The sequence below is a fragment of the Mucilaginibacter calamicampi genome, from assembly GCF_042676765.1.
In the GTDB taxonomy this organism is placed as follows: Bacteria; Bacteroidota; Bacteroidia; order Sphingobacteriales; family Sphingobacteriaceae; genus Mucilaginibacter; species Mucilaginibacter calamicampi.
The window spans coordinates 380,922-406,139 of sequence record NZ_JBHTHU010000006.1 but is presented as its reverse complement, the minus strand read 5'-3'; the positions used below and the strand labels follow the sequence as shown (position 1 = coordinate 406,139).

Annotated in this window: 25 protein-coding genes; 4 read left to right on the top strand and 21 right to left on the bottom strand. The window is 42.8% G+C overall.

Going from position 1 to position 25,218, the window contains the following annotated elements; translation table 11 throughout:
• Positions 1 to 8: 8 nt before the first annotated feature.
• Positions 9 to 1,256 (bottom strand): dicarboxylate/amino acid:cation symporter, encoded by a 1,248-nt coding sequence (locus ACFQZS_RS11345; protein WP_377100267.1) that lies wholly within the window; start codon positions 1,254 to 1,256, stop codon positions 9 to 11.
• Between the two features lie 247 nt (positions 1,257 to 1,503).
• Between ACFQZS_RS11345 and ligA the strand changes: the two genes are divergently transcribed.
• Complete coding sequence (ligA, locus tag ACFQZS_RS11340) at positions 1,504 to 3,519, top strand: NAD-dependent DNA ligase LigA (protein WP_377100265.1); 2,016 nt, start codon at positions 1,504 to 1,506, stop codon at positions 3,517 to 3,519.
• Positions 3,520 to 3,637: 118 nt separating this feature from the next.
• On the opposite strand, the gene ACFQZS_RS11335 is transcribed toward ligA, so the two are convergent.
• The 11 genes from ACFQZS_RS11335 to rpsT form a co-directional block, all read right to left on the bottom strand.
• Positions 3,638 to 4,147 (bottom strand): Mpo1 family 2-hydroxy fatty acid dioxygenase, encoded by a 510-nt coding sequence (locus tag ACFQZS_RS11335; protein ID WP_377100263.1) that lies wholly within the window; start codon positions 4,145 to 4,147, stop codon positions 3,638 to 3,640.
• A 113-nt stretch (positions 4,148 to 4,260) separates the two neighbouring features.
• A complete protein-coding gene (gene rny / locus ACFQZS_RS11330) occupies positions 4,261 to 5,826 on the bottom strand; it encodes a ribonuclease Y (protein WP_377100261.1) in 1,566 nt (521 codons plus the stop codon).
• A gap of 303 nt (positions 5,827 to 6,129) precedes the next feature.
• A complete protein-coding gene (locus ACFQZS_RS11325) occupies positions 6,130 to 6,423 on the bottom strand; it encodes a cell division protein ZapA (protein WP_377100259.1) in 294 nt (97 codons plus the stop codon).
• 22 nt (positions 6,424 to 6,445) lie between these two features.
• Positions 6,446 to 6,733, bottom strand: coding sequence for a hypothetical protein (locus ACFQZS_RS11320; protein ID WP_377100257.1), 288 nt, complete (start codon positions 6,731 to 6,733; stop codon positions 6,446 to 6,448).
• Positions 6,734 to 6,778: 45 nt separating this feature from the next.
• Entirely contained in the window at positions 6,779 to 7,156 is a 378-nt protein-coding gene (locus tag ACFQZS_RS11315) for a four helix bundle protein (RefSeq protein WP_377100254.1), read from the bottom strand.
• 37 nt (positions 7,157 to 7,193) lie between these two features.
• On the bottom strand, positions 7,194 to 9,593 hold the full coding sequence (pheT, locus tag ACFQZS_RS11310; protein WP_377100252.1) for a phenylalanine--tRNA ligase subunit beta: 2,400 nt from the start codon (positions 9,591 to 9,593) through the stop codon (positions 7,194 to 7,196).
• A 148-nt stretch (positions 9,594 to 9,741) separates the two neighbouring features.
• Positions 9,742 to 9,957, bottom strand: a complete 216-nt coding sequence (locus tag ACFQZS_RS11305) for a hypothetical protein (RefSeq protein ID WP_377100250.1) — start codon at positions 9,955 to 9,957, stop codon at positions 9,742 to 9,744.
• Between the two features lie 167 nt (positions 9,958 to 10,124).
• The gene (locus ACFQZS_RS11300; RefSeq protein WP_377100248.1) at positions 10,125 to 10,874 is read right to left on the bottom strand and encodes an SDR family oxidoreductase; all 750 of its coding nucleotides are present in this window, start codon (positions 10,872 to 10,874) and stop codon (positions 10,125 to 10,127) included.
• A gap of 121 nt (positions 10,875 to 10,995) precedes the next feature.
• Entirely contained in the window at positions 10,996 to 11,283 is a 288-nt protein-coding gene (locus ACFQZS_RS11295) for an ArsR/SmtB family transcription factor (protein ID WP_377100246.1), read from the bottom strand.
• Positions 11,284 to 11,412: 129 nt separating this feature from the next.
• Positions 11,413 to 12,111, bottom strand: coding sequence for a RadC family protein (radC, locus tag ACFQZS_RS11290; RefSeq protein WP_377100244.1), 699 nt, complete (start codon positions 12,109 to 12,111; stop codon positions 11,413 to 11,415).
• 165 nt (positions 12,112 to 12,276) lie between these two features.
• Entirely contained in the window at positions 12,277 to 12,531 is a 255-nt protein-coding gene (gene rpsT / locus ACFQZS_RS11285) for a 30S ribosomal protein S20 (protein WP_294793745.1), read from the bottom strand.
• A gap of 137 nt (positions 12,532 to 12,668) precedes the next feature.
• On the opposite strand from rpsT, the gene ACFQZS_RS11280 reads away from it, so the two are divergent.
• A complete protein-coding gene (locus tag ACFQZS_RS11280) occupies positions 12,669 to 13,631 on the top strand; it encodes a zinc dependent phospholipase C family protein (RefSeq protein WP_377100241.1) in 963 nt (320 codons plus the stop codon).
• Between the two features lie 2 nt (positions 13,632 to 13,633).
• On the top strand, positions 13,634 to 14,347 hold the full coding sequence (locus ACFQZS_RS11275; RefSeq protein ID WP_377100239.1) for a TMEM175 family protein: 714 nt from the start codon (positions 13,634 to 13,636) through the stop codon (positions 14,345 to 14,347).
• Positions 14,348 to 14,384: 37 nt separating this feature from the next.
• On the opposite strand, the gene ACFQZS_RS11270 is transcribed toward ACFQZS_RS11275, so the two are convergent.
• From ACFQZS_RS11270 to ACFQZS_RS11230, 9 genes are all read right to left on the bottom strand, one after another.
• On the bottom strand, positions 14,385 to 15,026 hold the full coding sequence (locus ACFQZS_RS11270; protein WP_377100237.1) for a DedA family protein: 642 nt from the start codon (positions 15,024 to 15,026) through the stop codon (positions 14,385 to 14,387).
• A 48-nt stretch (positions 15,027 to 15,074) separates the two neighbouring features.
• Positions 15,075 to 15,803 (bottom strand): DUF4397 domain-containing protein, encoded by a 729-nt coding sequence (locus ACFQZS_RS11265; RefSeq protein ID WP_377100235.1) that lies wholly within the window; start codon positions 15,801 to 15,803, stop codon positions 15,075 to 15,077.
• Between the two features lie 3 nt (positions 15,804 to 15,806).
• Entirely contained in the window at positions 15,807 to 16,475 is a 669-nt protein-coding gene (locus ACFQZS_RS11260; protein WP_377100233.1) for a DUF4397 domain-containing protein, read from the bottom strand.
• Positions 16,476 to 16,587: 112 nt separating this feature from the next.
• Positions 16,588 to 17,712 (bottom strand): DNA polymerase III subunit beta, encoded by a 1,125-nt coding sequence (dnaN, locus tag ACFQZS_RS11255; RefSeq protein WP_377100231.1) that lies wholly within the window; start codon positions 17,710 to 17,712, stop codon positions 16,588 to 16,590.
• A 37-nt stretch (positions 17,713 to 17,749) separates the two neighbouring features.
• Positions 17,750 to 20,149, bottom strand: a complete 2,400-nt coding sequence (gene gldG / locus ACFQZS_RS11250; RefSeq protein WP_377100229.1) for a gliding motility-associated ABC transporter substrate-binding protein GldG — start codon at positions 20,147 to 20,149, stop codon at positions 17,750 to 17,752.
• A gap of 111 nt (positions 20,150 to 20,260) precedes the next feature.
• Positions 20,261 to 20,776, bottom strand: a complete 516-nt coding sequence (locus tag ACFQZS_RS11245; protein ID WP_377100227.1) for an outer membrane beta-barrel protein — start codon at positions 20,774 to 20,776, stop codon at positions 20,261 to 20,263.
• Positions 20,777 to 21,613: 837 nt separating this feature from the next.
• Complete coding sequence (locus ACFQZS_RS11240) at positions 21,614 to 22,111, bottom strand: hypothetical protein (RefSeq protein ID WP_377100225.1); 498 nt, start codon at positions 22,109 to 22,111, stop codon at positions 21,614 to 21,616.
• Between the two features lie 17 nt (positions 22,112 to 22,128).
• Positions 22,129 to 22,842: an ATP-binding cassette domain-containing protein gene (locus ACFQZS_RS11235; RefSeq protein ID WP_377100223.1), complete on the bottom strand. Its 714-nt coding sequence runs from the start codon at positions 22,840 to 22,842 to the stop codon at positions 22,129 to 22,131.
• An 86-nt stretch (positions 22,843 to 22,928) separates the two neighbouring features.
• Positions 22,929 to 24,011, bottom strand: coding sequence for a helix-turn-helix domain-containing protein (locus ACFQZS_RS11230; RefSeq protein ID WP_377100221.1), 1,083 nt, complete (start codon positions 24,009 to 24,011; stop codon positions 22,929 to 22,931).
• Positions 24,012 to 24,119: 108 nt separating this feature from the next.
• On the opposite strand from ACFQZS_RS11230, the gene ACFQZS_RS11225 reads away from it, so the two are divergent.
• Positions 24,120 to 25,151: a hypothetical protein gene (locus tag ACFQZS_RS11225; RefSeq protein ID WP_377100219.1), complete on the top strand. Its 1,032-nt coding sequence runs from the start codon at positions 24,120 to 24,122 to the stop codon at positions 25,149 to 25,151.
• The last annotated feature ends 67 nt before the right edge of the window (positions 25,152 to 25,218 follow it).

Sequence of the window (25,218 nt, the reverse complement as noted above, 5' to 3'; positions counted from 1 at the left end):
AAGGTTAATTAGTTATTGGCTATAGCCGCCTTGTATTTAGTTTCGTCAAATTCTTTCTCGCTTTTGGCAATCACCACGCTGGCCAGGCCGTTGCCAATCATGTTAGTAATGGCCCGCGCTTCAGACATGAACCTGTCTACACCTAGCAGAATGGCAACCCCCTCTACCGGAATAAGCTTTACAGCGGTAAGTGTTGATGCCAGTACAATAAAGCCACTGCCGGTTACCCCCGCTGCTCCTTTTGAGGTAACCATTAAGATCCCAATAATAGAAAGCTGTTGCTCCCAGCTAAGCTGCTTATTGAATACCTGGGCCAAAAAGATCACGGACATGGAAAGGTAAATGGTGGTACCATCCAGGTTAAAAGAATATCCAGAGGGTATAACCAATCCTACTACCGACCGCGAGCAACCAAAGCGCTCCATCTTCTCCATCATGGCAGGCAGCACCGGCTCTGACGATGAGGTGCCCAGCACGATAAGTATTTCCTGCCGGATGAATTTAAGGTATTGCCACAGACTGAACTTGTACAAATAGCAGATCAGGTTAAGCACCACAAATATAAACAGGAACATGGTAAGGTATACCGACCCCATCAGCTTAGCTAAGGGTTGCAGTGTAGCAATTCCGTATTTACCCACAGTAAATGCCATACCGCCAAAAGCCCCAATTGGTGCCACCCGCATTACCATATGCATAATATTGAAGAATACTTTAGAGATCTTCTCAAACAGGTCTACAACTGTATTGCCACGCTCCCCCATTTTACTCAAAGCAATACCAAATAGTATAGCGAAGAAAAGGATCTGCAGTATATCGCCTTTGCCAAGCGCGTCAAAAAAATTAGAGGGAACTATGTGTGCAATAAAATCGCCCCAATGCATTTCTGAAGCGGCCTTTTCAAATTCCTCAAGTTTAGTTGCGTCAACCTTTACGTGGCTTACAAAACCAACGCCGGGCTTAAGCAGGTTACATACAACCACACCTATTACCAACGCGAAGGTGGTCACTATTTCAAAATACAGGAGTGCCTTGCCCCCTACCCGGCCCACTTTTTTCATATCGCGCATACCCGCTACGCCAAGCACTATTGTTAAAAATATGATTGGCGCTATCAGCATGGTTATAAGATTGATAAACGTTTTGCTGATAAGCTGCGCAGTTGGCGCGAATTGAGGGAAATAGAAGCCGGTTATAACACCCAGCGTTATTGCTACTAAAACCTGGAAGGTAAGGTTGGTGATTAATCGTTTCATGCTCACCACAATAATACGATTATATGCCAAAAAAACAGTCAAATAAAAAACCCCTCACCGGCGGGCTCCTCTCCCGAAAATGAACGGCTTTGTATTAGATAAATGCCCCCGGTAAGTTAGCGCTCAACTTTTAAAGGCATCGTAATATCATTTACTATAATAAAGACTGCATTTGCTCTAAAAAGTTTAATGATGCATTATGTAACAAAATTATTTGCTCAACGCTCAATTTACTATCTTCGTTGGTATGTCACCTTCTGAAGCTAAACAACAAATTGACCAATTATCGGCAGAGTTAAAACAGCACACGTATAACTATTATGTGCTGGCCATGCCTACCATAACCGATTTTGAATTTGATAAAAAGCTGGAGCAACTGGCCGCACTTGAAAAACAGTTTCCGGATTTGTTGGATGCTGATTCGCCTACACAAAAGGTGGGCGGGTTTATTACCAAGGAGTTTACCACCGTAAAGCACCGCTGGCCCATGCTGTCCCTGGGCAATACCTACAATGCCCAGGAGTTGCTGGATTTTGATCAACGCATCCGTAAGGCTATAGGTGATAATTTTGAATACGTATGCGAGCTGAAGTTTGATGGCCTCTCTATGAGCCTCACTTACGAGCAGGGGAAACTGGTAAAAGCCGTTACCCGCGGCGATGGCACACAAGGCGATGATGTTACCACTAACGTTCGTACCATCCATACCATTCCAAAACGTTTACATGGTGATGGATACCCCGACGAATTTGAGATACGCGGCGAGGTGTTTATGCACCTTAAAGCTTTTGACAGGCTAAACCAGGAACGCGTTGACAACGGCGAACAACCATACGCTAACCCACGCAACTTTGCATCGGGCACCATAAAATTACAGGACTCAAGCGAGGTGGCCAAGCGCCCTTTGGATTGCTTCTTATATGGTTTATATACGGAGAAAACACTATTTAAAACCCATTGGGAAAGTTTGCAGGCTGTTAAAGACTGGGGCTTTCATGTTAATGACGAAAGCAGACTTTGCCATACTATTGATGATGTATTAGCTTTTATTACCGAATGGGATAAGCGCCGGTTCGAATTAAGTTATGATATAGATGGCATTGTAATTAAAGTAAATAATTACGGGCAGCAGCAGGAACTGGGCTTTACCGCCAAATCGCCGCGCTGGGCCATATCCTATAAATACAAAGCAGAGCAGGTACAAACACAGTTGCAGGCGGTAACCTACCAGGTGGGCCGCACAGGAGCTGTAACGCCAGTGGCTAACCTGAAGCCCGTTTTATTGGCTGGCACAACTGTAAAGCGTGCAACCCTTCATAATGCCAATGAGATGCTCAGGCTTGACCTGCACCAAGGCGATTGGGTTTATGTTGAGAAGGGTGGCGAGATCATCCCAAAGATCATCAGCGTAAACCTCGAGAAGCGCGATCCATCAGCGGCGGCTATCGAATATATTACGCATTGCCCCGCTTGCCAAACCCAGCTAAAACGCCAGGAAGGCGAAGCCGCGTTTTACTGTCCTAATGACGAGGGCTGCCCGCCGCAAATAACCGGGAAAATGCAGCATTATATCGGGCGCAAAGCAATGAACATTGATGGCTTGGGCGATGAGACCATTGACACGTTATATCAGAAAGGATTTATCAGGCATATCAGCGATCTGTATGTATTAAAGGATCATGAAGATGATCTGAAACAGATGGACCGCTTTGGAGAAAAGTCCATTACGAATATGCTGGATGGTATTGAGCGGTCTAAACAAATGCCTTTTGAAAAAGTGCTGTTCGGTTTAGGCATCCGTTTTATTGGCGAAACAGTGGCAAAAAAACTTGCCGCCTATTTTAAAAATATCGATAATCTGATGGCAGCATCATTTGAAGAACTGATAGCTGTTGATGAGATAGGCGACCGCATAGCGCATAGTCTGATTGAATACTTTGGAGAAGAAAAACATCGCGAAGAAATTGAAAAGCTAAAGGCATCAGGCTTGCAGTTTGTGACCGAAGAAAAAGAAGTTACACTGGCCAGCGATACATTTGCCGGTAAGAGCTTTATAATATCGGGCGTGTTCGAAAAATTCTCGCGCGATGAGCTGAAGGATATTATTGAGCAGAACGGCGGCAAGATTTTAAGCAGCATATCGGCTAAGCTTAACTACCTGGTTGCTGGTGATAATATGGGGCCTTCAAAATTGGAAAAAGCACAGAAGCTGAATATTCCGATTATTAGTGATGATGAGTTGATGGCAATGTTGGAGTCTTAAACTCCCCATACGTGATGCCGAATTTATTTCGGCACCCCACAAGCTGAGCCTGTTGCCAAAAAGTTCATTACCACCTGTCAATGGGATCCTGAAACATGTTCAGGATGACTTTATGTTGTTAATACCTGATCTTAAATTTCTTAAGGATCAAACTGAACAGCCACATCGGCCCTATCAGCATAAATTTAAAATCCTGGGCGAACGCAGGCTTGCGGCCTTCTTTTTTGTATCCTATTAACTGACCTAAATTGCCTATTACAAAAAGCAGTAAGCCAATTTGCGCCAGCACCAAATGTTGCTCTAACGACACAATTATATAACTAAACACGCCCAGGAAAAACAGCATGATATACGACAGCATGGGCGACAAGCGCAAATAATAATACAGCGTAAATGCCACCACAAACGAAGCCCAGTTGATGAAGGTTTGATTTTTACCCAAAAACTCAAGCTTTGGAAATGGAATAGACCACACAAAAGCCAGAATGCCAAAAGTTACCAATGGTATACATATATAATTGATAACGCGGTTGGTTGGATTGGTATGGAACGAAGCGTACTCATCCAACTGCGCATCTACTGGCCGCTTTTCTATTGGAGGATGTTTCGCTTTGGGTTGGTTTTTCATTATTAAAACAAAAAAGTCATGCTGAATTTATTTCAGCATCCCACTTGCTAAGCACGCGTTAATGCGTGATGGGATGCCGAAATAAATTCGACATGACCGGATTCAATTATTTTTTACTTAGCAAACGCTACCGAGCGCGTCTCCCTTATCACCGTAACTTTGATCTGGCCCGGATAGGTCATTTCAGTCTGAATACGGTTAGAGATATCTGCTGCGAGCGTTTCAGATTGCGCGTCGCTTATTTTTTCACTCTCCACCACTACGCGCAACTCACGACCAGCCTGTATAGCAAAGGTTTTTTCAACACCCGGGTAAGACATAGCTAACTCTTCCAGTTCTTTTAAACGTTTGATGTAGCTTTCAACCACCTCGCGGCGTGCACCCGGGCGTGCGCCTGATATGGCATCACAAACCTGAATAATAGGTGATAGCATAGAAGTCATTTCCACTTCATCGTGGTGAGCGCCAATGGCGTTGCAAACTTCAGGATGCTCTTTATACTTCTCGGCCAGCTGCATACCCAGAATAGCGTGTGGCAGTTCAGGGTTATCATCAGGCACTTTACCAATATCGTGAAGCAAACCGGCACGTTTAGCTAATTTCACGTTAAGGCCCAACTCTGCCGCCATAGTAGCGCAGAAATTAGCCACCTCGCGCGAGTGCTGCAACAGGTTTTGCCCGTATGATGAACGGTAGCGCATACGGCCCACCATCCTTATCAATTCAGGGTGAAGACCGCTGATACCTAAGTCAATTACCGTCCGTTCGCCTATCTCAACAATTTCTTCTTCTATCTGCTTACGCGTTTTGGCAACCACCTCTTCAATACGTGCCGGGTGTATACGTCCGTCGGTAACCAAACGGTGCATAGCCAAACGGGCTATCTCACGGCGTACAGGATCAAACCCGGAAAGTATAATCGCCTCAGGCGTATCGTCAACAATAATTTCAATACCGGTTGCAGCTTCCAGCGCACGGATGTTGCGCCCCTCGCGACCGATGATACGGCCTTTGATCTCGTCATTTTCAATGTTGAAAATAGATACGGTGTTCTCAATAGCAGCTTCAGTAGCTGTACGCTGTATAGTTTGGATAACTATCTTTTTAGCCTCCTTGGTAGCGGTTAGCTTAGCCTCGTCAACAATGTCTTTTATCTGCGCCATGGCTTTGCTGCGTGCATCTTCGCGCAGGTTCTCTACCAGTTGGTCTTTGGCTTCTTCTGCAGATATACCGGCAATAGTTTCCAGTTGCTGTACGTGCTGGGTTTTAAGCGCGTCAACCTCTTCCTGTTTCTTAACAGCCAGTTCAGTTTGGCGTTCCAGGTTTTTGCGCAGGTTATCTAATTCATTCTCTTTGCGGGTAGCATTTTCAATGCGCTGGTTAAGCGATTGTTCTTTCTGTTTTACACCATTCTCGCGTTGATTGATCTCGTTATTCTTACTGTTTATCTCTTGCTCATGCTCTGCCTTCATTTGAAGGAAACGCTCTTTAGCTTCCAGCAGTTTGTTCTTTCTTAATATCTCGGCATCATTCTCACCATCTTTCAGTATCTTTTTTACTTTAAGCTGCGCCGCTGCTTCCTGGTCTTTAAACAGCTTTCTCAGCAGGAACCGCCCTACGACGATACCCGGAGGAATGCCTATCAGCACCCCCAAAATAACATATAATACAATACTCATTCTTTTTTTAGGTTATATAAATAAAAAAACCGCGATTAAACTTCAAGCTCATGTATTTGAAAAACTTCATGCAGATACTTTGGGACCATGAGTTACCGTTAATACTTTGTAGTAACGCATGCTCTCTTTGATCCTTTGATATTGAAGTGTTAAGTTTTCAATAGTGAACTCAAAATTTAACCGCGGTTAAATCTTAATTGCTCGTTTTTTAAGCGGAAAGCTGAAAGACCAAAGCGAAAAGCAAACCTTGAAGGTGCTTTATGCTTTATGCTTTAATGCTTAGGCTTATGTTAAAGAACGTTATTACTGTTTTGAAAAAAAGTCATTCAGCAATTTGTCTAACTGATAAGTTTTCTCGGCTACTTCTGTATCTTCAAAAGTAACTTTCTTTTCTGCTTTTAATGATGATGTTGCGTAATGCAACACGCTCATAGCCAGCAGATCCTGCTTATCTCTAACCGCGTAATTCTCTTGATATTCCTTTATGCGGTCGTTTATTAACTTAGCTGCCCTGCGTATTATTTCTTCCTCTTCCATGTTCACCTTTAAGGGGTAAACTCTGTCAGCAATATTTATTTTTATTGAGATTTCTCCCATTTGAGCTTGTTCACTTTCTGCATTACTTTTTCAGCAATACAATACACTTGTCTATTTCCTGCACAAATTCGTTAATTTTTTGTTTAATGTCAACACTTTTTTCATTTGTTTCTGAAAATGACTTGGCTAACTTCAAAGCCCTCAACTTTTCGTCGAGCTCCTTTGTCTTATTTTTGCTGGCATTAAACGCAACATTAAGCGACTCATTTTCTAATTTTAACAAGTCGTTTTCCTCTTGCAAAGCAGAACACAGCTCTATCAACCTTTCGGCTTTGCTGATTACTTTATCTAATTGTGCTGCGGTGCTCATTAGTTGACTAGAGACTAGTTGATTAGAGATTAGTTAATATTTATTTTAGTTATTAGTTTTTTTTGTTGCCTGACTACGCAAATAATTAATGTAACCATTTATCAATTTAGCACATTCATCACAATCAGTTTTAAATTTTTCAAATGTATCTTCGCTTATATATTTATTGTCCAACGCAATAATTAAATGATCAATCGTCTCTGTTGCGGAACCTCTTGCATTCAGCAAAAACTTCACTTCATCTGCAAAATGAAATCTGCCGTATCCTTCAGCAATGTTATTTCCAATTGACCTTGACGACCGAATGATCTGATCGCTTAACCTATATTTTTCTTCACCCGGAAACGATTTAGTTAATTCAAAAATCGCATTTCTTAATATTCTCGATTTTTTCCAAACTTCTAAATCCGAAAATGTACTCATGCAAAAACTAATCTCTATTCAACTAATCTCTGATCAACTATTTCCTTATCTCCGCTCCTGCTTCCTTTTCTAAGTTATACATTATTTTTTGCATAACGCTGTCAATGGCTTTGTCGGTTAAAGTTTTTTCTGCATCCTGCAAAACAAAGCTCAGCGCGTATGATTTTTTTCCTGCAGGAAGCTTGTCGCCTTCGTAAACATCAAAAATATCAACATCCTGCAAAAGTTTGCGCTCGGTACGCTGCGCAATCCGTTTTAGCTGATCAAAAGTTACAGCCTTATCTACCAGCATAGAAAGATCACGCTTTACCGCCGGGAATTTAGAGATCTCCCGGTAAACGATCTTGTTCTTCTTAACGATCTGCATGATCTGGTCAAAGCTAAAATCGGCGTAGAAAACTTCGCGGTCGACATCGGCTTTCTTTAAGGCCTCTTTGGCAACAGCACCAAATTTAACAAGCGTTTTTCCGTTTTTAATGTAGTTTAAGCCATAAGCCATTTTACTGCAGGTGCAGTCTTCTAAAGTAACATCCGTAATATTCAGTTTTTGAAGAATACCGTCAACTAAGGATTTCAAATTATAGAATGATGAGGGTTGGGCCTTTTTGTTCCATCCGGCTTGCGTGGCATCGCCGGTAATAAATATGGCGAAGCGCTGGCTCTCTATGTACTTATCTTCATTAATGCTGTAAACCTTTCCAAACTCATACAGTTTCAGATCCGCAGTCTGGCGGTTTTGGTTATAGGCTATGGCTTCCAAACCAGAGTAAAGCATAGTTTGGCGCATAACGTCCAGATCAGAACTTAAAGGGTTCAATATCTTCACCGCCGAATCCAACTTATCAGAGTAAGCAGATTTGGTAAGCGAGTTAGATAAGATCTCGTTAAAGCCATTCGTAGTAAGCAGATCGCTCAAAAGATTCTGTACCGTATCCTTTTCGGGGCGTTGCGAAGTACTTAACGATGCGCGTACCTGTGTAGGGATATGAATATTATTGTAGCCGTAAATGCGCAGGATATCTTCAATAACATCTACATCGCGGGTAACATCAACACGGTAGGGCGGGATGCTTAATGAAACACCTTCGGCAGTTTCGTTAGTGATCTGCATTTCCAGGCCGGTAACAATGGCTTTTATCTCCTCGTGAGGTATTTGCTGACCAATCAATCTGTCAACATTTTTATAAGGCAGTTCAACCGCGAAAGGTTGAACCGGGTTAGGATAAAGGTCTACTATATCAGACGAGATATTGCCACCCGCTACTTCTTTTATTAACAAGGCAGCTCGTTTTAAAGCAAAAACCGGCATATCCGGATCGGTACCACGCTCAAAACGGAAAGACGCATCTGTTTTAAGGCCATGCCTTTTAGCGGTTTTACGTACAGAAACTGAGTTAAAATATGCGCTCTCTAAAAATATACTTGTAGTCTTTTCGGTAACGCCTGAGTCTATTCCGCCGAAAACACCGGCAATACACATTGGCCCCTCTGTGTTGCAGATCATCAGATCATCAGCAGATAGCTTGCGCTCAACATCATCCAATGTTTTGAAAAGCGTTCCTTCCGCGCAGTTTTTTACTATTACTTTGCCGCCTTTAACAGCATCCGCATCAAAAGCATGCAGCGGCTGACCTAAATCGTGCAGTACGTAATTAGTAACATCCACTATATTGTTGATGGCTCTAACACCTATCACTGCCAAACGCTCTTTTAGCCACTGAGGTGATTCTTTTACTTCAATACCCGAAATAGTTAAACCCGCGTAACGCGGACTTGCCTGTTCGTTCTCTACCACCACATTAATAACCCGATCATTGTTGTCGACTTTAAAAGCAGACACATCTGGTCTAATGACAGTAGTCTTCAGGAACGCGGCTATATCACGGGCTGTACCCAGGTGTGATGTTGCATCGGCACGGTTAGGTGTTAAGCCTATCTCGTACATGTAGTCGTCATTCAGTTTAAAGTACGCTTTGGCGGGTGTCCCTACCTGCGCGTCCTCAGCCAAAACCATAATACCTGCATGGTCTGTACCTAAACCAATCTCGTCGCTGGCGCAGATCATCCCTTCAGATACTTCGCCCCTTATTTTTGATTTATTTATAGCGAAAGGTTCGCCCGCTGTTGGGTGTACTGTTGTACCAACAGTGGCAACCACCACCTTTTGCCCCGCGGCAACGTTGGGCGCACCACAAACAATTTGCAAATCGGTACCCGTACCTACATCAACTTTAGTAACACTTAACCTGTCGGCATTGGGGTGCTGGGCACGCTCTTTTACATAGCCTATTACCAAACCTTCTAACCCGCCCGGAACAGCCTGCACTTTCTCCAGGCTTTCTACCTCAAGGCCGGTGCCGGTTAGTATGGTTGATAGCTCCTGTGGAGTTTTGTCGGTTTGGATAAATTCTTTAAGCCAATTATATGATATCTTCATTTATTTCGGAACGATAATCGGCAAAGATAGCTTTTGGAGGTGAAAGGTTAAAGCTGAAAGGTAAAAGGTTGATTTACGATTTTAGATTTACGAATTACGATTTGTTGTTTTATTGCCCAAATCGTAATTCGTACTTCGTAAATCTTAATTAGTCATCATCTCTTGGTTCATCATCCAGGTTTAAAGTATATGATGATTCCGAAGCATCATAAGCCTGGTTTAGCGCGTCGGTTTCGTCTACTTCGCCGGCCTCGTATTCCACATCGTCATCAAGGCCAATGGAGTGAATATCCTGCTGACTGGTTTGTTCAAAATCTTCGGTTTCTGAATCGTCCGGTAATAGTTCGTCGTCTGGTGTTATCATGATGCGTTTGTTTGAATGTAAATAACCATATAAATGTACACTTGTTTCAAATAAAAAAGACAGCCGAACCCGACTGCCTTTTTATAATTACGATTTTAGATTTACGAATTACGATTGACAACTATGGCATCAAACTAAATTCATTCGGACTTCCCGACTAAAAAAATTTAAAACCTGCTAAAGCCGCCGTCTAACACCAGGTCGCCACCAACCATGTATTTCGAATCGTCAGAAGCCAGGTACAAGTACCCTTCAGCTATCTCCTCTACGTTACCAATGCGTTTTATTGGGGTCATTTCGGCCATATAGGCTTTCATGCCATCAACTTCTTCTGCGGTTCCTCCGTTTCTGCCAAATATTGGCGTTTCAACCGGGCCCGGAGAAAGCACGTTAACTCGGATCTTCCTATCCAATAATGATTGTGATAATCCTCTGGCCAGCGAAGTAGTAGCTGCTTTAGTTGCCGCGTAAACAGCTGCATCGCCAAAGGCTTTGTTACTTACCGCCGATGAAGTAATAATAATTGACGCGCCATCGTTCAAGTAAGGCAAGGCTTTCTGCACCGAGAAAAACGCGCCCTTAAAATTAATATCGCTTATTTGATCGAACTGTTCTTCTGTCAGATCAGCCAATGGTGCACCGCCATATACGCCTGCATTAACCACCAAAACGTCAATTTTACCAAAGGCTCCGGTTACTTTTTCATAAGCAGGGGCTATGCTGGCCACGTCAGATACATCGCTTACAAAACCTATCGCATCATTGCCTATCTCGCCAACCGCGCTATCAAGTGTGGCTTTATTCCTGCCGGTTATGGCTACTTTGGCACCTTGTTGTGCATATAATTTGGCTGCCGCTAAACCTATACCGCTGTTACCACCGGTAACTACGGCAACTTTATTTTCTAACTTTTTCATTTATTTATATATTTAAATTTTTCGATGTATTATTGTGTAATGCTTTCATTAATTACACCACAAATATAAATACATTAAATTGATATATCGAAATATTTCGATTAATTATTTTAATTTTTTTTTAGCTGCTTAAAACGCCAAGAAATTTAATATAAGCATCCAATACATCTTTGTTGACACGGTAACGCACGTTGCGGCCATCTTTTTCGGTAAGCAGCAGGTCGGCATCAACTAATTGGTTAATATGATGGGATATAGTAGACTGTGCCAATTCAATATTATCCATTACACAAGAGCATTTAAGCCAGTTGTTCTCGGCCTGGCATTTGGCCATCTCCATTATTTTTAAACGGTACGGGTCGCCCAACGCCTTTGATATCCGCTCTACTTTCTTTGCATCCAGTTCCATGGTGCAAATTTATCGATTATTTTCGATATAAAGAAGTCTGTGTCATTGCGAGGTACGAAGCAATCGTACGGAGAAAAGCCGCATGCACAGCCCTTATCAAATCCGAAATCGAACATCGGAAATCCGATATCACATTATCCCTTCATCAGCAAAGCTGTAAAACCCTTCATTAGTAAATATGATATGATCAAGCACGTTGATCTCTAACATTCGCCCTGCCGACGCAATTTTTTTGGTAAGGTCAATATCCAGCTGACTTGGCCTTAAGGTGCCCGATGGGTGGTTATGGCTTAGTATAATAGAAACAGCCTGACGCTGTAACGCCACTCCGAATATGATCTTAGGGTCGGCCACAGTACCGGTTAATCCGCCCTTGCTAATAAGTTCTGTAGAAATAACCTTGCCGCCCTGGTTAAGCAGGATTATCCAAAACTCCTCATGGCCCAGGTCCATCAAATGCCTGCGCATCACATTGTAACTATCTCTGCTGCTGTTTATCTTTTCGGGTGCCTTGCTTTCTGTATCATTACGGCGACGACCTATTTCTAACGCCGCTATAATAGAAATAGCTTTGGCTTCGCCAATGCCTTTGAACTTAGAAAGCTCAATAACGGATGCTTTTCCCAGCTTGTTCAGATCGTTACCGTAATGGTGCAGGATGCGCTTGCTTAGTTCAACCGCGGTTTCGGTGCGACTGCCGGAGCCTATCAGAATGGCTATTAGTTCCGCGTCTGTTAAAGCACGCCTACCCTGGCTGCTCAACTTTTCGCGGGGGCGGTCCTCTTCGGCCCATGCTTTAATGCTTATTTTTTCCTGGTAAGGTTCCACAAGGGGAAGGTACGACTAAGATTTATAGGATGAAAGGATTTTAGGATTTCTCTTCCCGCCTTATCTTATCATCCTTAAATCCTAAAAATCCTGGTTCAGACAAACAAAAAAGGCGATAAGTTTTACAACTCATCGCCTTTCTAAACTTTGCAGTTTAAAATATGATTAGCTTAATCCGTTAACGAATTTAGTAAGCTTTGATTTATTGTTTGACGCTTTATTCTTGTGAATAACGTTCTTTTTAGCTAAACGGTCAAGCATAGAAATCACTTTTGATAAAAGAGCACTTGCATCAGCTTTGCTGGTGGTAGTTCTCAATTTTTTGATAGCGTTTCTGGTGGTTTTTGCCTGATAACGGTTACGCAGACGCTTCGCAGCGTTTGATCTGATCCTTTTTAATGATGATTTATGATTTGCCATTGTAGCTCTATTCTTACTGTTCTTATTTAAGGACTGCAAATATATGACGTTTTAATTTAAAAACAAATGCCTTTTTTAAATTAGTTTTAGATGCTGAAACTGCCTATTTTTCAGCACCAAACAACAATCAACCTTAAATGAAGTACGCTGCCCGCGTTACAGCGGCATTATTGCTTGTGGTGTTATGTTCCTCCTGGGGCTTCTATGCGCATTATCGCGTTAACCGCCTGGCGGTTTTTATTTTGCCGAAGGCCATGGCAGGCTTCTATAAGGCTAACATTAGTTTTATAACAGAACATGCCATTAGTGCTGATAAACGCCGTTACGTCGACTCGACAGAGGCGCCACGGCACTTTTTAAATGCCGACCATTATGGCAAAAAGCCTTTTACTGCAATTCCACGTAAGTGGACGGATGCTGCGAAAAAATATTCTGCAGATACATTAAATAAATATGGCACGGTTCCCTGGGCCATTCAATCGCAATACTACCGGCTGGTTGAAGCCCTTAAAGCGCATGATACTACAGCAATTTTAACAGCCTCTGTCAATTTGGGCCATTATGTAGCAGATGCGCACGTACCACTACATCTACACAGCAACCACGATGGGCAGTTGACAGGGCAAAAAGGCATACACGCTTTGTGGGAAACCAGATTACCCGAATTATTCGCGGCCAACTATAACTGCTACGCAGGCAAGGCTCGATATATTGAGAACCCGCTTACTGAGGCTTTAAAGATCTGCCGCACATCGTTCGGTCAGGCCGATTCTGTTTTGCGCTTAGAGCGGCAGCTTAACCGCAGCTTCCCTGCTTTAACTAAATACACCATGACTTTACGTGGCACGCGCAAGGTAAAAGACTACTCCGTAGCCTACAGCAGCGCATATCAAAAACTTTTGCGAGGAATGGTGCAACGGCGCATGCGATCGGCGGTATTGTCGGTGGGTAGTTACTGGTATTCCGCCTGGGTTGATGCCGGGCAACCTGATCTGAATAAACTCATTGCGAAGCAATTAAGTACCGCGGAGCGTTTAAAAATTCAAAAAGAAGAAAGTATATTTAAGGCAGGAAAAATAGCACCATTCAATATTAACTGATCATGCTAAGAACAAAAGCAGCCAAATTACACTCTGATGCCATTGCCTGGCGCAGCCATGAACCTTCCAGATTAGAAACCTTTAGCGATGCTGTCTTCGCATTCGCGCTAACGCTAATTATATTATCTATTGAGGTCCCAAAATCATTTGATGAATTAACGGAGACCATGAGTGGCACACTTAGCTTTGCTGCCTGTTTTGCGGTACTGTTCAATATCTGGAACAGGCAGAATGTCTTTTTCAGACGTTTTGGTGTTAACGATACCTACACCGCATTCCTTAACGCTGTGCTGCTTTTTGTTGTGCTTGTTTATGCCTTCCCGCTTAAATTTTTATGTGATCTACTGCTTATTGGTAACAACTATCACGAAGATGGAAAGGATCTGCTTAAACTTACCCGTGAGCAGATACGGCCATTGATGCTGATTTACAGCGTCGGCTTATTTACTATTTATCTTTTATTTTACCTGATGTATAGCCACGCGCAAAAGTTTTTTACCAGGCTTGAGTTAACTGAACACGAGATATTTGAGGCTAAAACGGTAACCAACATTAACCTGCTGTGTATGGGCGTTTGCACTTTATCCATAATGGTAGCGCTTGCTTTTCCTGATACGGCAGGCAGATCGGGATATGTTTATTTCTTATTCCCCTTTGTGTACATGGGTTGGTTTAGTTACAGGGGTAAAAAGAAGCGCAAACTGTTTGGCGTGTAAGTATAATTAAAGCTGGCAGTAACATTCCGGAGGATTGTTACTTTTTCATCTTGCTTTTCACACCCGCCACTATTGGAGGGATAAGTGACACCACGATGATCCCGATACCAATTAGCGAAAAATGCTCTTTAAAGAAAGGCACGTTACCTAAAATAAAGCCGGCAAACAGAAATAGCACTATCCACGTTACTCCGCCTATAACATTATACAGCGTGTAACGCCCAAATGGCATATGGCCTACACCCGCCACAAATGGAGCTATGGTGCGTATTATGGGCATAAAACGGCTAAATATTACTGCTTTGCCGCCGTGTTTTTCAAAAAACGCGTGGGTTTGATTATAGTACTCCAGCTTGAGTATGCGGTTATTCGGTTTAAATACTTTATCGCCCAATAGCTTACCCAGCGTGTAGTTAACTGTATTACCGCTTATGGCAGCCACAATTAATATCAGCGCCAGCAAATAAATATCCAGGCCTGTATTGCCCCCTGCAATGAGCGCCCCCGCTGCAAACAGCAACGAATCGCCGGGTAAAAAAGGAGTTACCACAAAACCTGTCTCGGCAAATATTATTACAAATAATATTAAATAGGTCCAACCCTGGTACTGGCTTATAATGGCCGACAGGTGTGTATCTATATGAAGAATAAAATCAATAAGGTGCTTAATCAGTTCCAAGGGCTTTGTATGTTTTGGGCAAAAATAAAAATATATATGGTTAAAGCCTTATCTGTTGGCTATAACTCCCGCGCCAAATGCTGCAGAGTCTACCCGCCCCGCTATTCCGTAAGAATAGATGGTGTATAACTTGCCGTCCTGTATGCTTACCTGAGGTAGCGTTTTTAAAACATTAAGCGGCGAACCCGCAGGACTTATTTTAAACTCGTAGCTACCCGGTGCCATTTCTATAAACTTAGAAACACTCTTATAAGCACGGTTAGTAAACGCGGTAGTGCCATTGGCTATAACGTCTAAACCAGGTGAACGCGGAGAAGCGTTAACAAATCGTATTTTTCCGCGCCCGGGCGTACTGGTTGATGAAGTATCAGTGGTAAAAATTCCGGTTATGCTGGTGTCGGCCCGCAGGCCGGTAACAAACAAGGTATATTTAGTATTGCCCCTTAGTAATGTATCTATAGAAACAAAGTTTGTTGTAGATACATTGGCTAATGCCGACCGTATTTGCAAAGGCGTATCAACAGACGCCATTGAAAAATAGCCCGATGGCGTAGGGTAACTGTAAGCTATATTTCTTTTTATAAAGCCTACCCATAGGTTTATGGGGCGCAGATCAGGGCCGAGATTAACCACCTGAAACTGTATGTTTGCCCCTACGGGGATTGCTGTATTAGCCTTACCACAAGATATAATGCCCGACAATACTAATAGCCCGGCAAAACATGCAAACAGCCATGCCATTCCCTTTTGCTTAGTAAGTAGTAAGGCTGATCTCATTTTCTATCTGTTCGTTATTAATTTAACGCCTAAAGCGTTGTCGCCTGTTCCGGTTGCCGTGCCTTTTGTAAACAGCGTATAAACGCGCTGCTCTGCTAATACTATATCGCCTTGTGCCAGTGGTACAGCGTTTCCGGTCTCATACAATTCATAATGATTTTTACCTGCCGTCATCTTTACAAAACCGGTAACGGATTTAAAAGCACGGTTGCTGTAGTTAAAGTTGCTGCCTATTTTAATATCAAAACTCTTTCCGGGCGTTGAATTAACAAACCTTATCTCAATATCATTATTAGCCAAAAATACATCTTTTGTTAAAAATACACGGTCGGCCGAGTTACCCGCAATAAAAAACGAATAAACACCTAAGGTATCAAGCGCCATGGGTAAACTGAGTAAAACATTTGGCGTACCGTCCTTTTTTACCTGATACTGTTGCTCACCGGCAAGTACCTGCAAATAGCCTAATGACCCCGCTGGATAAAAGCTCGATATGTTATTAAAGCGGTTACCGTTCTGAAAAATATTAAGTGTATCGGCCGTAGCGTTCACCACGTTCATTTGCGCAGGCCGGCCGGCATCAGGCGGAAAATCGGCATTCATTTTTTTGCATGAAAACGCCATACATGCCAGCAGCACGGTTAATATCAATATGCCGGTTTTATTCGTCATGGGCAGCCAAAGCTATTTAACTTACAATTGCAGGTTTTGTTATCCGCGTTTAACAAAAAAGTCCGGTTTTTATACCGGACTCAGATTTTGGATCTATAATTTAAGTTTACACTTAAGCATAACTATTAAGCATCACCGGCATAACCAGCATCAGCACATCTTCGTTCTCATCCCCTCCCTGCGGCAGCAATAAACCTGCCCTATTTGGCGAAGACATTTCTAAAGACACTTCTTCTCCACTTAAATTCTTTAACATTTCTATTAAAAATCTTGCATTAAAACCAATCTCCATATCGGTTCCTTCATACTGGCAGCTTAAACGCTCGTGCGCTTCATTAGCAAAATCAATATCTTCTGATGAAATATGCAGCTCGCTGCCGGTTATTTTTAATCTAACCTGATGGGTAGTTTTGTTTGCATAGATAGCTACACGACTTAATGACCCTAAAAATGCCAAACGGTCAATGCTTAGCTTATTAGGATTATTTTGTGGTATAACGGCTTCATAATCCGGGTAACGCTCATCTATTAAGCGGCAAACCAAATTGATATTGTTAAATTTAAAGAAAGCGCTTGTGCTGTTGTACTCTACTGATACGTTAACATCATCAGAAGGCAAAGCCGATTTTAACAATGCCAACGCTTTTTTAGGCAAAATGAACGAGGTAACGCTTTCTGCTTTTGCATCTAAACGGCGGTAACGCACCAGTTTGTGCGCATCTGTAGCAACAAAGGTTAAATACTGTGGTGATAACTGGCAATAAACACCTGTCATGGCCGGGCGCAGCTCGTCATTACTTACCGCGAAAATAGTTTTGTTTATAGCTTCTGATAAAACCGAAGCAGGCAGGTTAACTGATGAGGCATTCTCTACAACCGGGATCTTAGGGAAGTCTTCGCCGTTCTCGCCGCTCAGTTTATATTTACCGTCGCCGGCATTTATTTCAATAGCAAAGGTGTTATCATCAACAGAGAAAGCAATAGGCTGCTCAGGCAATGATTTTAAAGTATCCAGCAAAATGCGCGATGGGATAGCTATGCGGCCATTCTCTTTAGCCTCCACGGTCAAAGTAGTGGTCATGCTGGTTTGCAGGTCCGTAGCCGAAATGGTTAAGTTTCCTTCTTTTATCTCGAACAAAAAGTTTTCTAATATCGGTAAAACCGTACTGCTGCTTAATGCCCCACTTACTGCCTGTAATTGCTTAAGCAAAGTTGATGTGGAAACTATAAATCTCATATATATAATTAATAATTAATTATCAAAAGTATAAAATTTAGCGGGCATACTTACGCCTGCGTATATAATGTTGAAAAATAGCAAATATTAACACTAATAGCAAGGGTACAATAGTATTTATAAGCTGCCAAAACATTTTTTCACTTTTAACGCGGGCTCTGTCCAACAGGCGTAATTGCACCTCTTTAGTGCGTAATTCAATCAGGCCCGAATCGTCGGTCAGGTAGTCGGCAATGTTCAATAAAAGATTTTTATTACCGAAGGTTTGGCGGCTATAACGGTCGTATCCCAAAGGAAACGGCGAGCCATCCGCACTAACCTGGTTTTTAAAAATATCGCCATCGCTTACAACAACCATTTTGGTTGGAACGCTCTCTGCTGTTGTGGTTATAACAGGCCCAACTCCTTCCGGCTGCGGACGGTTTTTAAAGTTAGATGCGAAATTGCCTTCCAGCAAAACCCCGGTTATTTTAGGCTCGCTCTGGAAGGCTTTAGGGTCGGGTTCCTGCTCAATGGCTTGTAGCGACAACTGGTGTGGTGTCTTTAATTTTTTATTATAAATAGACGACGTTAGCAGCACCGTTTTGCGGGTATTCTTTGTGTCGAGCAGATCAATGGTTGATGGGAACTCGCTGTATATACCATCCAGATTTTTTACTATAGGATGTTTTGACCAGGGCACAAATATGGGATAGAACAACCAGGGCACCATTTGTATCTGTGCCTGCCCGCCAACGTTGCCAGTATTAACCGGTATATGCGCGCTGTTTATGTCAGCTATCAGATCATAGTTTATGCGAGCTCCGTAAACAAACAACTGGTCATCCAGATTCAATTGCTTAGGGAAAGTCATTTGCTCGCCGCCATGGCCACGCATGCTGTCTAACTCAGCGCTTACCTGATCAATGGCCCACAGCACGCGGCCACCACGCATAATGTACTGGTCCAGCTTAAACTTTTCCGCCTCGGTAAATGGCTTTGCAGGCTTGGCTATTACCAGCATTTTAATGTTTCGTAAGCTATCAAAAGGAATGCTTTTCAGATCAACCCGGCCCACTAAAAATCCGTCGGAGAGACTGGCCATGGCATCGTTCAGTTGCGTGTCGTTCAATTCATCATGCCCGGTGGTAAAACCTATGGCCGATTGCCCGCCGCTGCTTACTTTCTTTATGCCTGATACAAAGGCGTACTCCAGATTTTGAATAGAGTTATTTATCACTTCATCAGCCGAAAGCCCCATCTCCCGCTGCTGGTATAATAATTTAACAGGCACGTTCTTGTCATTGGCTGATAGCATGGCCGCGGGTACAATGATCTGCTGATTCATGCCGTTTTCGGTAGCTACGCCTAAATTAGTAGGCTCAAGGCCCCATGCCTGTAATTTTGTTATGGTTTGTTCCTGCTGCTCGGCCGTTTGACCTGTCAGCGGATCAACAAACTCAAATTGAAGCTTACCGCTGCTATAAGCCTGCAGGTCAGAAAGCATATCGCGGGTTTCGTTCTGCAAACGCTTCATACCTCCGGTTAAATTACCTTGCAGGTAAACCGTAACCTTAACATCTGTGGGTAGCTTGCTTAAAACATCCCTACTGGTTTGTGATATGGTGTATCGTTTCTCTTTGGTAAAATCAAAGCGCGTAAAAGTGAAGGCCGATAGCACTATCAGTACTACTAAGGCACCTGATATCTGCAGCAAGGGTTCTTCGCGCAGGCTTTTTTGCCTTTGCTTTAATAACACAAAAAGAGTGAGACATAGAAAGATACCCGTTAATACAATAAAGTAAACCAGATCGCGGGTATCCAGTACGCCACGGCTGATGGATGTGTAATGCTGTGTAATACCCAGGCGCTGCACGCCAAAACTTTGCAGCGACAGCAAGCCACTTAACGAATCAAAACCACTATAAAAAAAGAAACAGGTAAACAGGGCTATAATAAAGGCGATGATCTGGTTGCCTGTAACTGCCGATGCAAATAAACCTATAGCAGCGAAGGCTGCACCCAACAAAAACAAACCGATGTAAGAGCCAGTTACCGCGCCGCTATCAATATTACCGGGGGTAACCCCAAGCGTATAAACGGAGTAGTAGTAAACCAGCGTAGGCAGCAACGCGAACAACACAATAAGCACCGCGGCCACGTACTTGCCAATTACTATTTGAAAGTGTGTTAGCGGGCGTGTAGCCAGCAACTCAAAAGTGCCTTCGCGGCGTTCCTCGGCAATGGAGCGCATGGTGATTGCCGGTACCAGGAACATGAAAAGATAGGGTGCTGTGTTGAACAGGCTGTCCAATCCGGCGTAGCCGTAATCTAATATGCTCGAATCTGGGAACACCCACAAAAAAAGGCCGAGCACTATCAAAAACACGCCGATGGTAAAATAGGCTACCAGTGAGCTTAAATAAGAGGTAATTTCTTTTTTGAGGATACTATACACAGCAAGACCTTGAACGCCGAAATTACAACAATATTCGCTCAAACAAAAAAGGCCCCGAAGGTAAACCCGGGGCCTTTTTATAATGCGTAATGTTACGCGAAAGTTTTAAAATTAGAAGCTGAAACCTAAGCGGGCAGCAATTTGACTAATTGTACCACCGTTAGCAGACCAACCTTCGTAACGAACGCCAAGGTCTACGGCATCGCTAAATTTGAAACCAAGGCCCGGAGCGTATACAAAAGCAGTTTTACTACCGCTTTCAGTACCAATTGCAGCACCAACTTGTGCTTCGGCATATAAAGCTGAAGCAAGGTTGTATTTTATACCGGCTTTAACAGGAATGTAACCAAACGCAGGCCATTTTGCAGTAATGCTGCTTGCGCCGTATTGTATTGTTGAAGTTTTTCCCTGGAATGAAGTATAACCAGCTGATGCGGTAAATGCAAGATCGCTGGCAATTGGAAGATCGTACTTTAAAGAACCACCTATAGCGAAGCTATGCGTGTCAGAAATTTCGCCAACCGGCAAACCTGCTTCAACGCCAATGCTAAATTTACCACCATCTTGTGCAAAACTAGTTGCGGCTACACCTACAAATAATAAGGTTGCTAACAGAACTTTTTTCATAAATTGTTTTTTAGTTAAATAAAATTGTGAATTGTTATTATCCTAATACAAAGATAGGAATATTGTATAAATCATATTAATAAGGCATTAATTTTACAATATCTCTTCCTCGCATTATCCTTCTTAAGACGCAGTAAGGTCCCGTCTGTTACAATTAATTTTTATTTAAGGTCAGCACCAGGGTTAATGGCATTAAAGCAGCAGCTGTTGCAAGAGAATATGCAACGCTTTGCAACACTTGCAACAGCATTTTTTACATATACTTGATTATCAAATAATTATAACTATTTCGTGTTTAAACATGCAACACTTTGCAACAGACTTATTCGTCAGGGAAATCAGCTATAGAATGTATATAATTATCTGATTTATAATTAATTAAAAACAAACCAATTTTACCCATTTCGTGCAACACTTTTGCAACAGGTATTCTGCATGTGCGTTTGCATCAAAAGCGAACAAACGTCGTTCGGTTATGATACCATCATTCGCTCTGCAAAAAAAGGAAGTTTATGATTTTTAGGCAGTTACCAAATGGCACAGGATTTAGGTTAACCTGTGTGCTTATATATTTAGTTTTAGTTTGATGCAAGTAAGCAATGGCGAGAATAAATTTGATTGTTTGCCGGATTTATTTCTCGCCTAGCGTGCTTGCTGATTTGCATTTGATAAGCAGGCCTTTTATTAAATGATAAGGTTTCGTGTGGTCGCAGGCTATACAAACGGCCTAATAAAAATATATGTTATTGTAAGAAAAGAAGTAATCGCACGAAGAAAGTCTCTCATGCAAAGTTCGCGATTGCGTCCTTCCTTGTAATGACAATCAACGTTTCAGTACTACAACCTATACCCTAATCTAACCGCCACCTGGCTTATCGTTCCACCGTTACCGGCCCAGCCTTCATATCGCACACCCAGATCAAATTTGTCAATATTACCTACCAGGCCCGGCGAATAAACAAAGCGCGTAGTGCGGCGCCCACGTATCTCAAACGCGGCTCCTATTTGTCCCTCCGCATATATAGGCCCAGCAATATTGTATTTTAAACCAAATTTTAACGGTGTAAATACAGAAGCGGGTGGTTTAATGTTGGCACCAAGCAGTGTTGATTTTGCAGATAGCGACGTGTAACCCATTGAAAGAGTGATGAGCGCTCTATCGCCTACCGGATTTTCTATTTTCAATGATCCTCCAATGGCGAAAGCAAAATCATCGGCAGAAGAACCCACAGGGAAACCCGCGTCTACTCCAATGCTTGTCCTGCTATCCTGCTGCGCAAAACAGCTACAAGCTATAAAGGCAAAAAACAGGGTTGTAAAAAAATACTTTTTCATGCTTTTGTTAGCGGCAATCAGGCCGCGCTATTGGTTAACTTTACAAATATCTTTTCTAACGAATTTGAACCGTGTGCGGCCAGTAAACCCGTTAGCGTATCATCAGCAACAATTTTCCCTTTGTTGATGATGATAACCCTGTCGCAAATGGCCTCAACCTCCTGCATAATATGGGTGGAGATGATAACCGTTTTTGTTTTACCCAGATCGCGTATCAGTTGCCTTATGCCTATCAATTGATTGGGGTCCAGGCCGGATGTTGGCTCGTCTAATATCAAAACCGGCGGATCATGCAGAATAGCCTGCGCCAAGCCTACCCTTTGCCTGTAGCCTTTTGATAGTTGCCCTACTTTTTTGTGCTGTTCCTCGCCTAAACCGGTAAGCGCAATAACATCGGCAATACGTTGCTCCGGCTGTTCTATTTTATGTATTGAAGCAACAAAAGCCAGCGCTTCTTTTACGTACATGCCCGTGTAAAGTGGATTATTCTCCGGCAGGTACCCAATATTGGCGCGCACCTGTAAAGATTGTTTATCCAGGCTAAATCCGCATATATCCGCGCTGCCGCTGGTAGGTGGTAAAAAGCAGGTAAGCATTTTCATGGTAGTTGACTTGCCTGCGCCGTTCGGGCCCAAAAAACCAAGTACACCTAAGCCGGCACTGAATGAAATATCATTAACAGCTTTTTGCGATCCGTAAATTTTGGTGAGTTGCTTTATCTGGACATTCATTATCCAAACATAAGGTTTCTGATAAAATTATTTACTTAAGCTGGTTCTTATTTTAAGTAGAAATCTAAACCCTTCCGCAGGATTGCCTAAAGTTTAGTATCCTGTTTCAGCAAATTGCTTGGCGTCTCGCCTTTTAATTTTTTAATTGCCGCGTAGAAAGTAGTGCGCGAATTGAAGCCTGCCCTAATAGAGATAGCCTCCACGTCGCCGCGGCCGTATTGTCCGGACTCTATTAATCTGATTGCTTCTGCCGTACGCAAGCTATTAATGTAGGCGTAAAAATTCATCCCAAAACCTTTATTTAAAACCAGGGAAAGTTCGTGTGTGTTAATACCTACCTTATCGGCTAAGCTTTGCAGGTTTAAGGCAGGGTCTAAATAAGGTTTATGCTGATCAACAATCAATGCCACCCTATCTTTTAGTAGGTCTATCTGTTGCAAAGTAAGTCTTTGGGCGGTTGTGGATGATGCGGGCATATCCATCAATTGATCCGCACCCTCTAATATTTTATCCGGGTAAACATCGCGCTGCCTGAATGCTGCTGAAACAAAGTACAGGCTCAGGCCCAAACACACTAATTGCAATAACCCTTCCATAACAGGTAACTGCCTAAATACCAACCATAGCCCCGCTATTACCAAAGGCGCGTACACAAAGCTGCGTAGCCAGGTCAGATCAGAAGCTGTATCGGCCAGTAACTGGCGCATATGGTTTTGATGCTTCGTTAATATTTGCAGATTCAACAACCCGTAAACCAAACCTTGCGCAAAAAAGAAATAGCGCACCACCAACCCTACCCAATTGGGCAACAGCGTTCTGCCTATCACCAAAATACCTACAAAAATTAAAGCCGGCACAAAATGAATAAACAATAACCGTGGCCGCCGCTGCGGGTGGACAAATGTAAAAACAGCCATATGTAAACAGGGAAAAATTGCCCATCGTGGCCATTCGGTTATCTGGATCAGCAGCGCTTGCGGATGGCCCGCACCTTCTAAAAACAATTCTATAAAAATAAAACTCAGTAGTAAAAAGAAAACGCCCAGCCATTTATTCGCCTCGCGATTTGCCTGCACAACACCTGTCAGCAATAAAAAAGCAGCCAGGAATAAACTCCCTGCACTAAGCGCCGAAAATAACAATGCGAAAGACGGATGCATACCAACCATGACGTTTAAGCGGTAAATATACGTTGCTATACAGCCGGACGGTGCGTTTGGATACAGCCGAACAAATTTTTATCAGCAACACATTGCTTTGCAGGAAAAACAGATCATATGAAACTTTATCAAAAACTATTGCTCGGCCTGCTCTTCGCATTTGTGGTAAGTTTGGTTTTTAGGCGACTGGCCTCTAAATACCTCAGCGTAATTGTACCGCTTGATGTTATTTTCCTGGCGGCTTACCTGCCCTTATTTATCATGCTTGCTATGGTATTTATCTGGCACTCCCGCGAACGAAAGGGCCTTACCTCATCACATAAAATATGGTTTAGACAGTTGATAGCATTTTGCCTGGCTTTGGACCTTACCATGTTCGGTGTTCAAAAAATACAGCAACTGCAAATGCTCATACCGCTTGGAAAGTTAGACGAACCGTTCTCGTCATTTTCGGGCTATGACCTGGTGTGGGCTTTCTTCCATTTCTCTTACGGCTTTACCTGCGTAATAGCTTTGCTGCAAATAATTGCGGCTGCACTCATTCTTTTTAACCGTACCAGGTTATTAGGCAGTCTTGTTGCCTTACCCATGCTGGTATTTATTAGCTTAATGGACATTTTTTATGCTATGCCCCCGGGGGTGATAGCTCAGGGGGTGGTTTTGTTAACCGCGGTGCTTTATTTTATTTGTGCCGATGGCTCGCATCTTTTGCCTCAATTATTTATCAGAAAAAATAATAGTGATACGCCGATAAAGTGGCTTTGGCCCACCTTATTTGCACTGGTGACTATATTATGCACTATTACTTATGAAAATCCGGACAAACATCCTTTCCTTAGCGGTAAGTACCGGGTAGAGAACTTAAAAATAAATGGCATTAGCTATCAGGCTAAAACCTCAACAGACAGCGTGCTTAGCCACGTATACCTTGATCTGGACGATGTGGTTGGGTTTAGGTGGAACGACCACCGCCGGGTACGTATAGGTAATTATAAACTGGATAGCCGGGGTAAGGTACATATGCAATGGCGATATCCTAAAACCGCCACCGAACATTTTAAAGGAACGCTAAGGCAGCAAGGCACAGAGTTGCACCTTAATGGAGAAATGGAGGGAAAGCGGTATCAGATGATATTGATAAAAGAGTAAGTACAACGCCCGGCGCAATGCCGATATTTAAGCGATTCGTCTAAAATAAATGCGTCGTAGGCGCAAA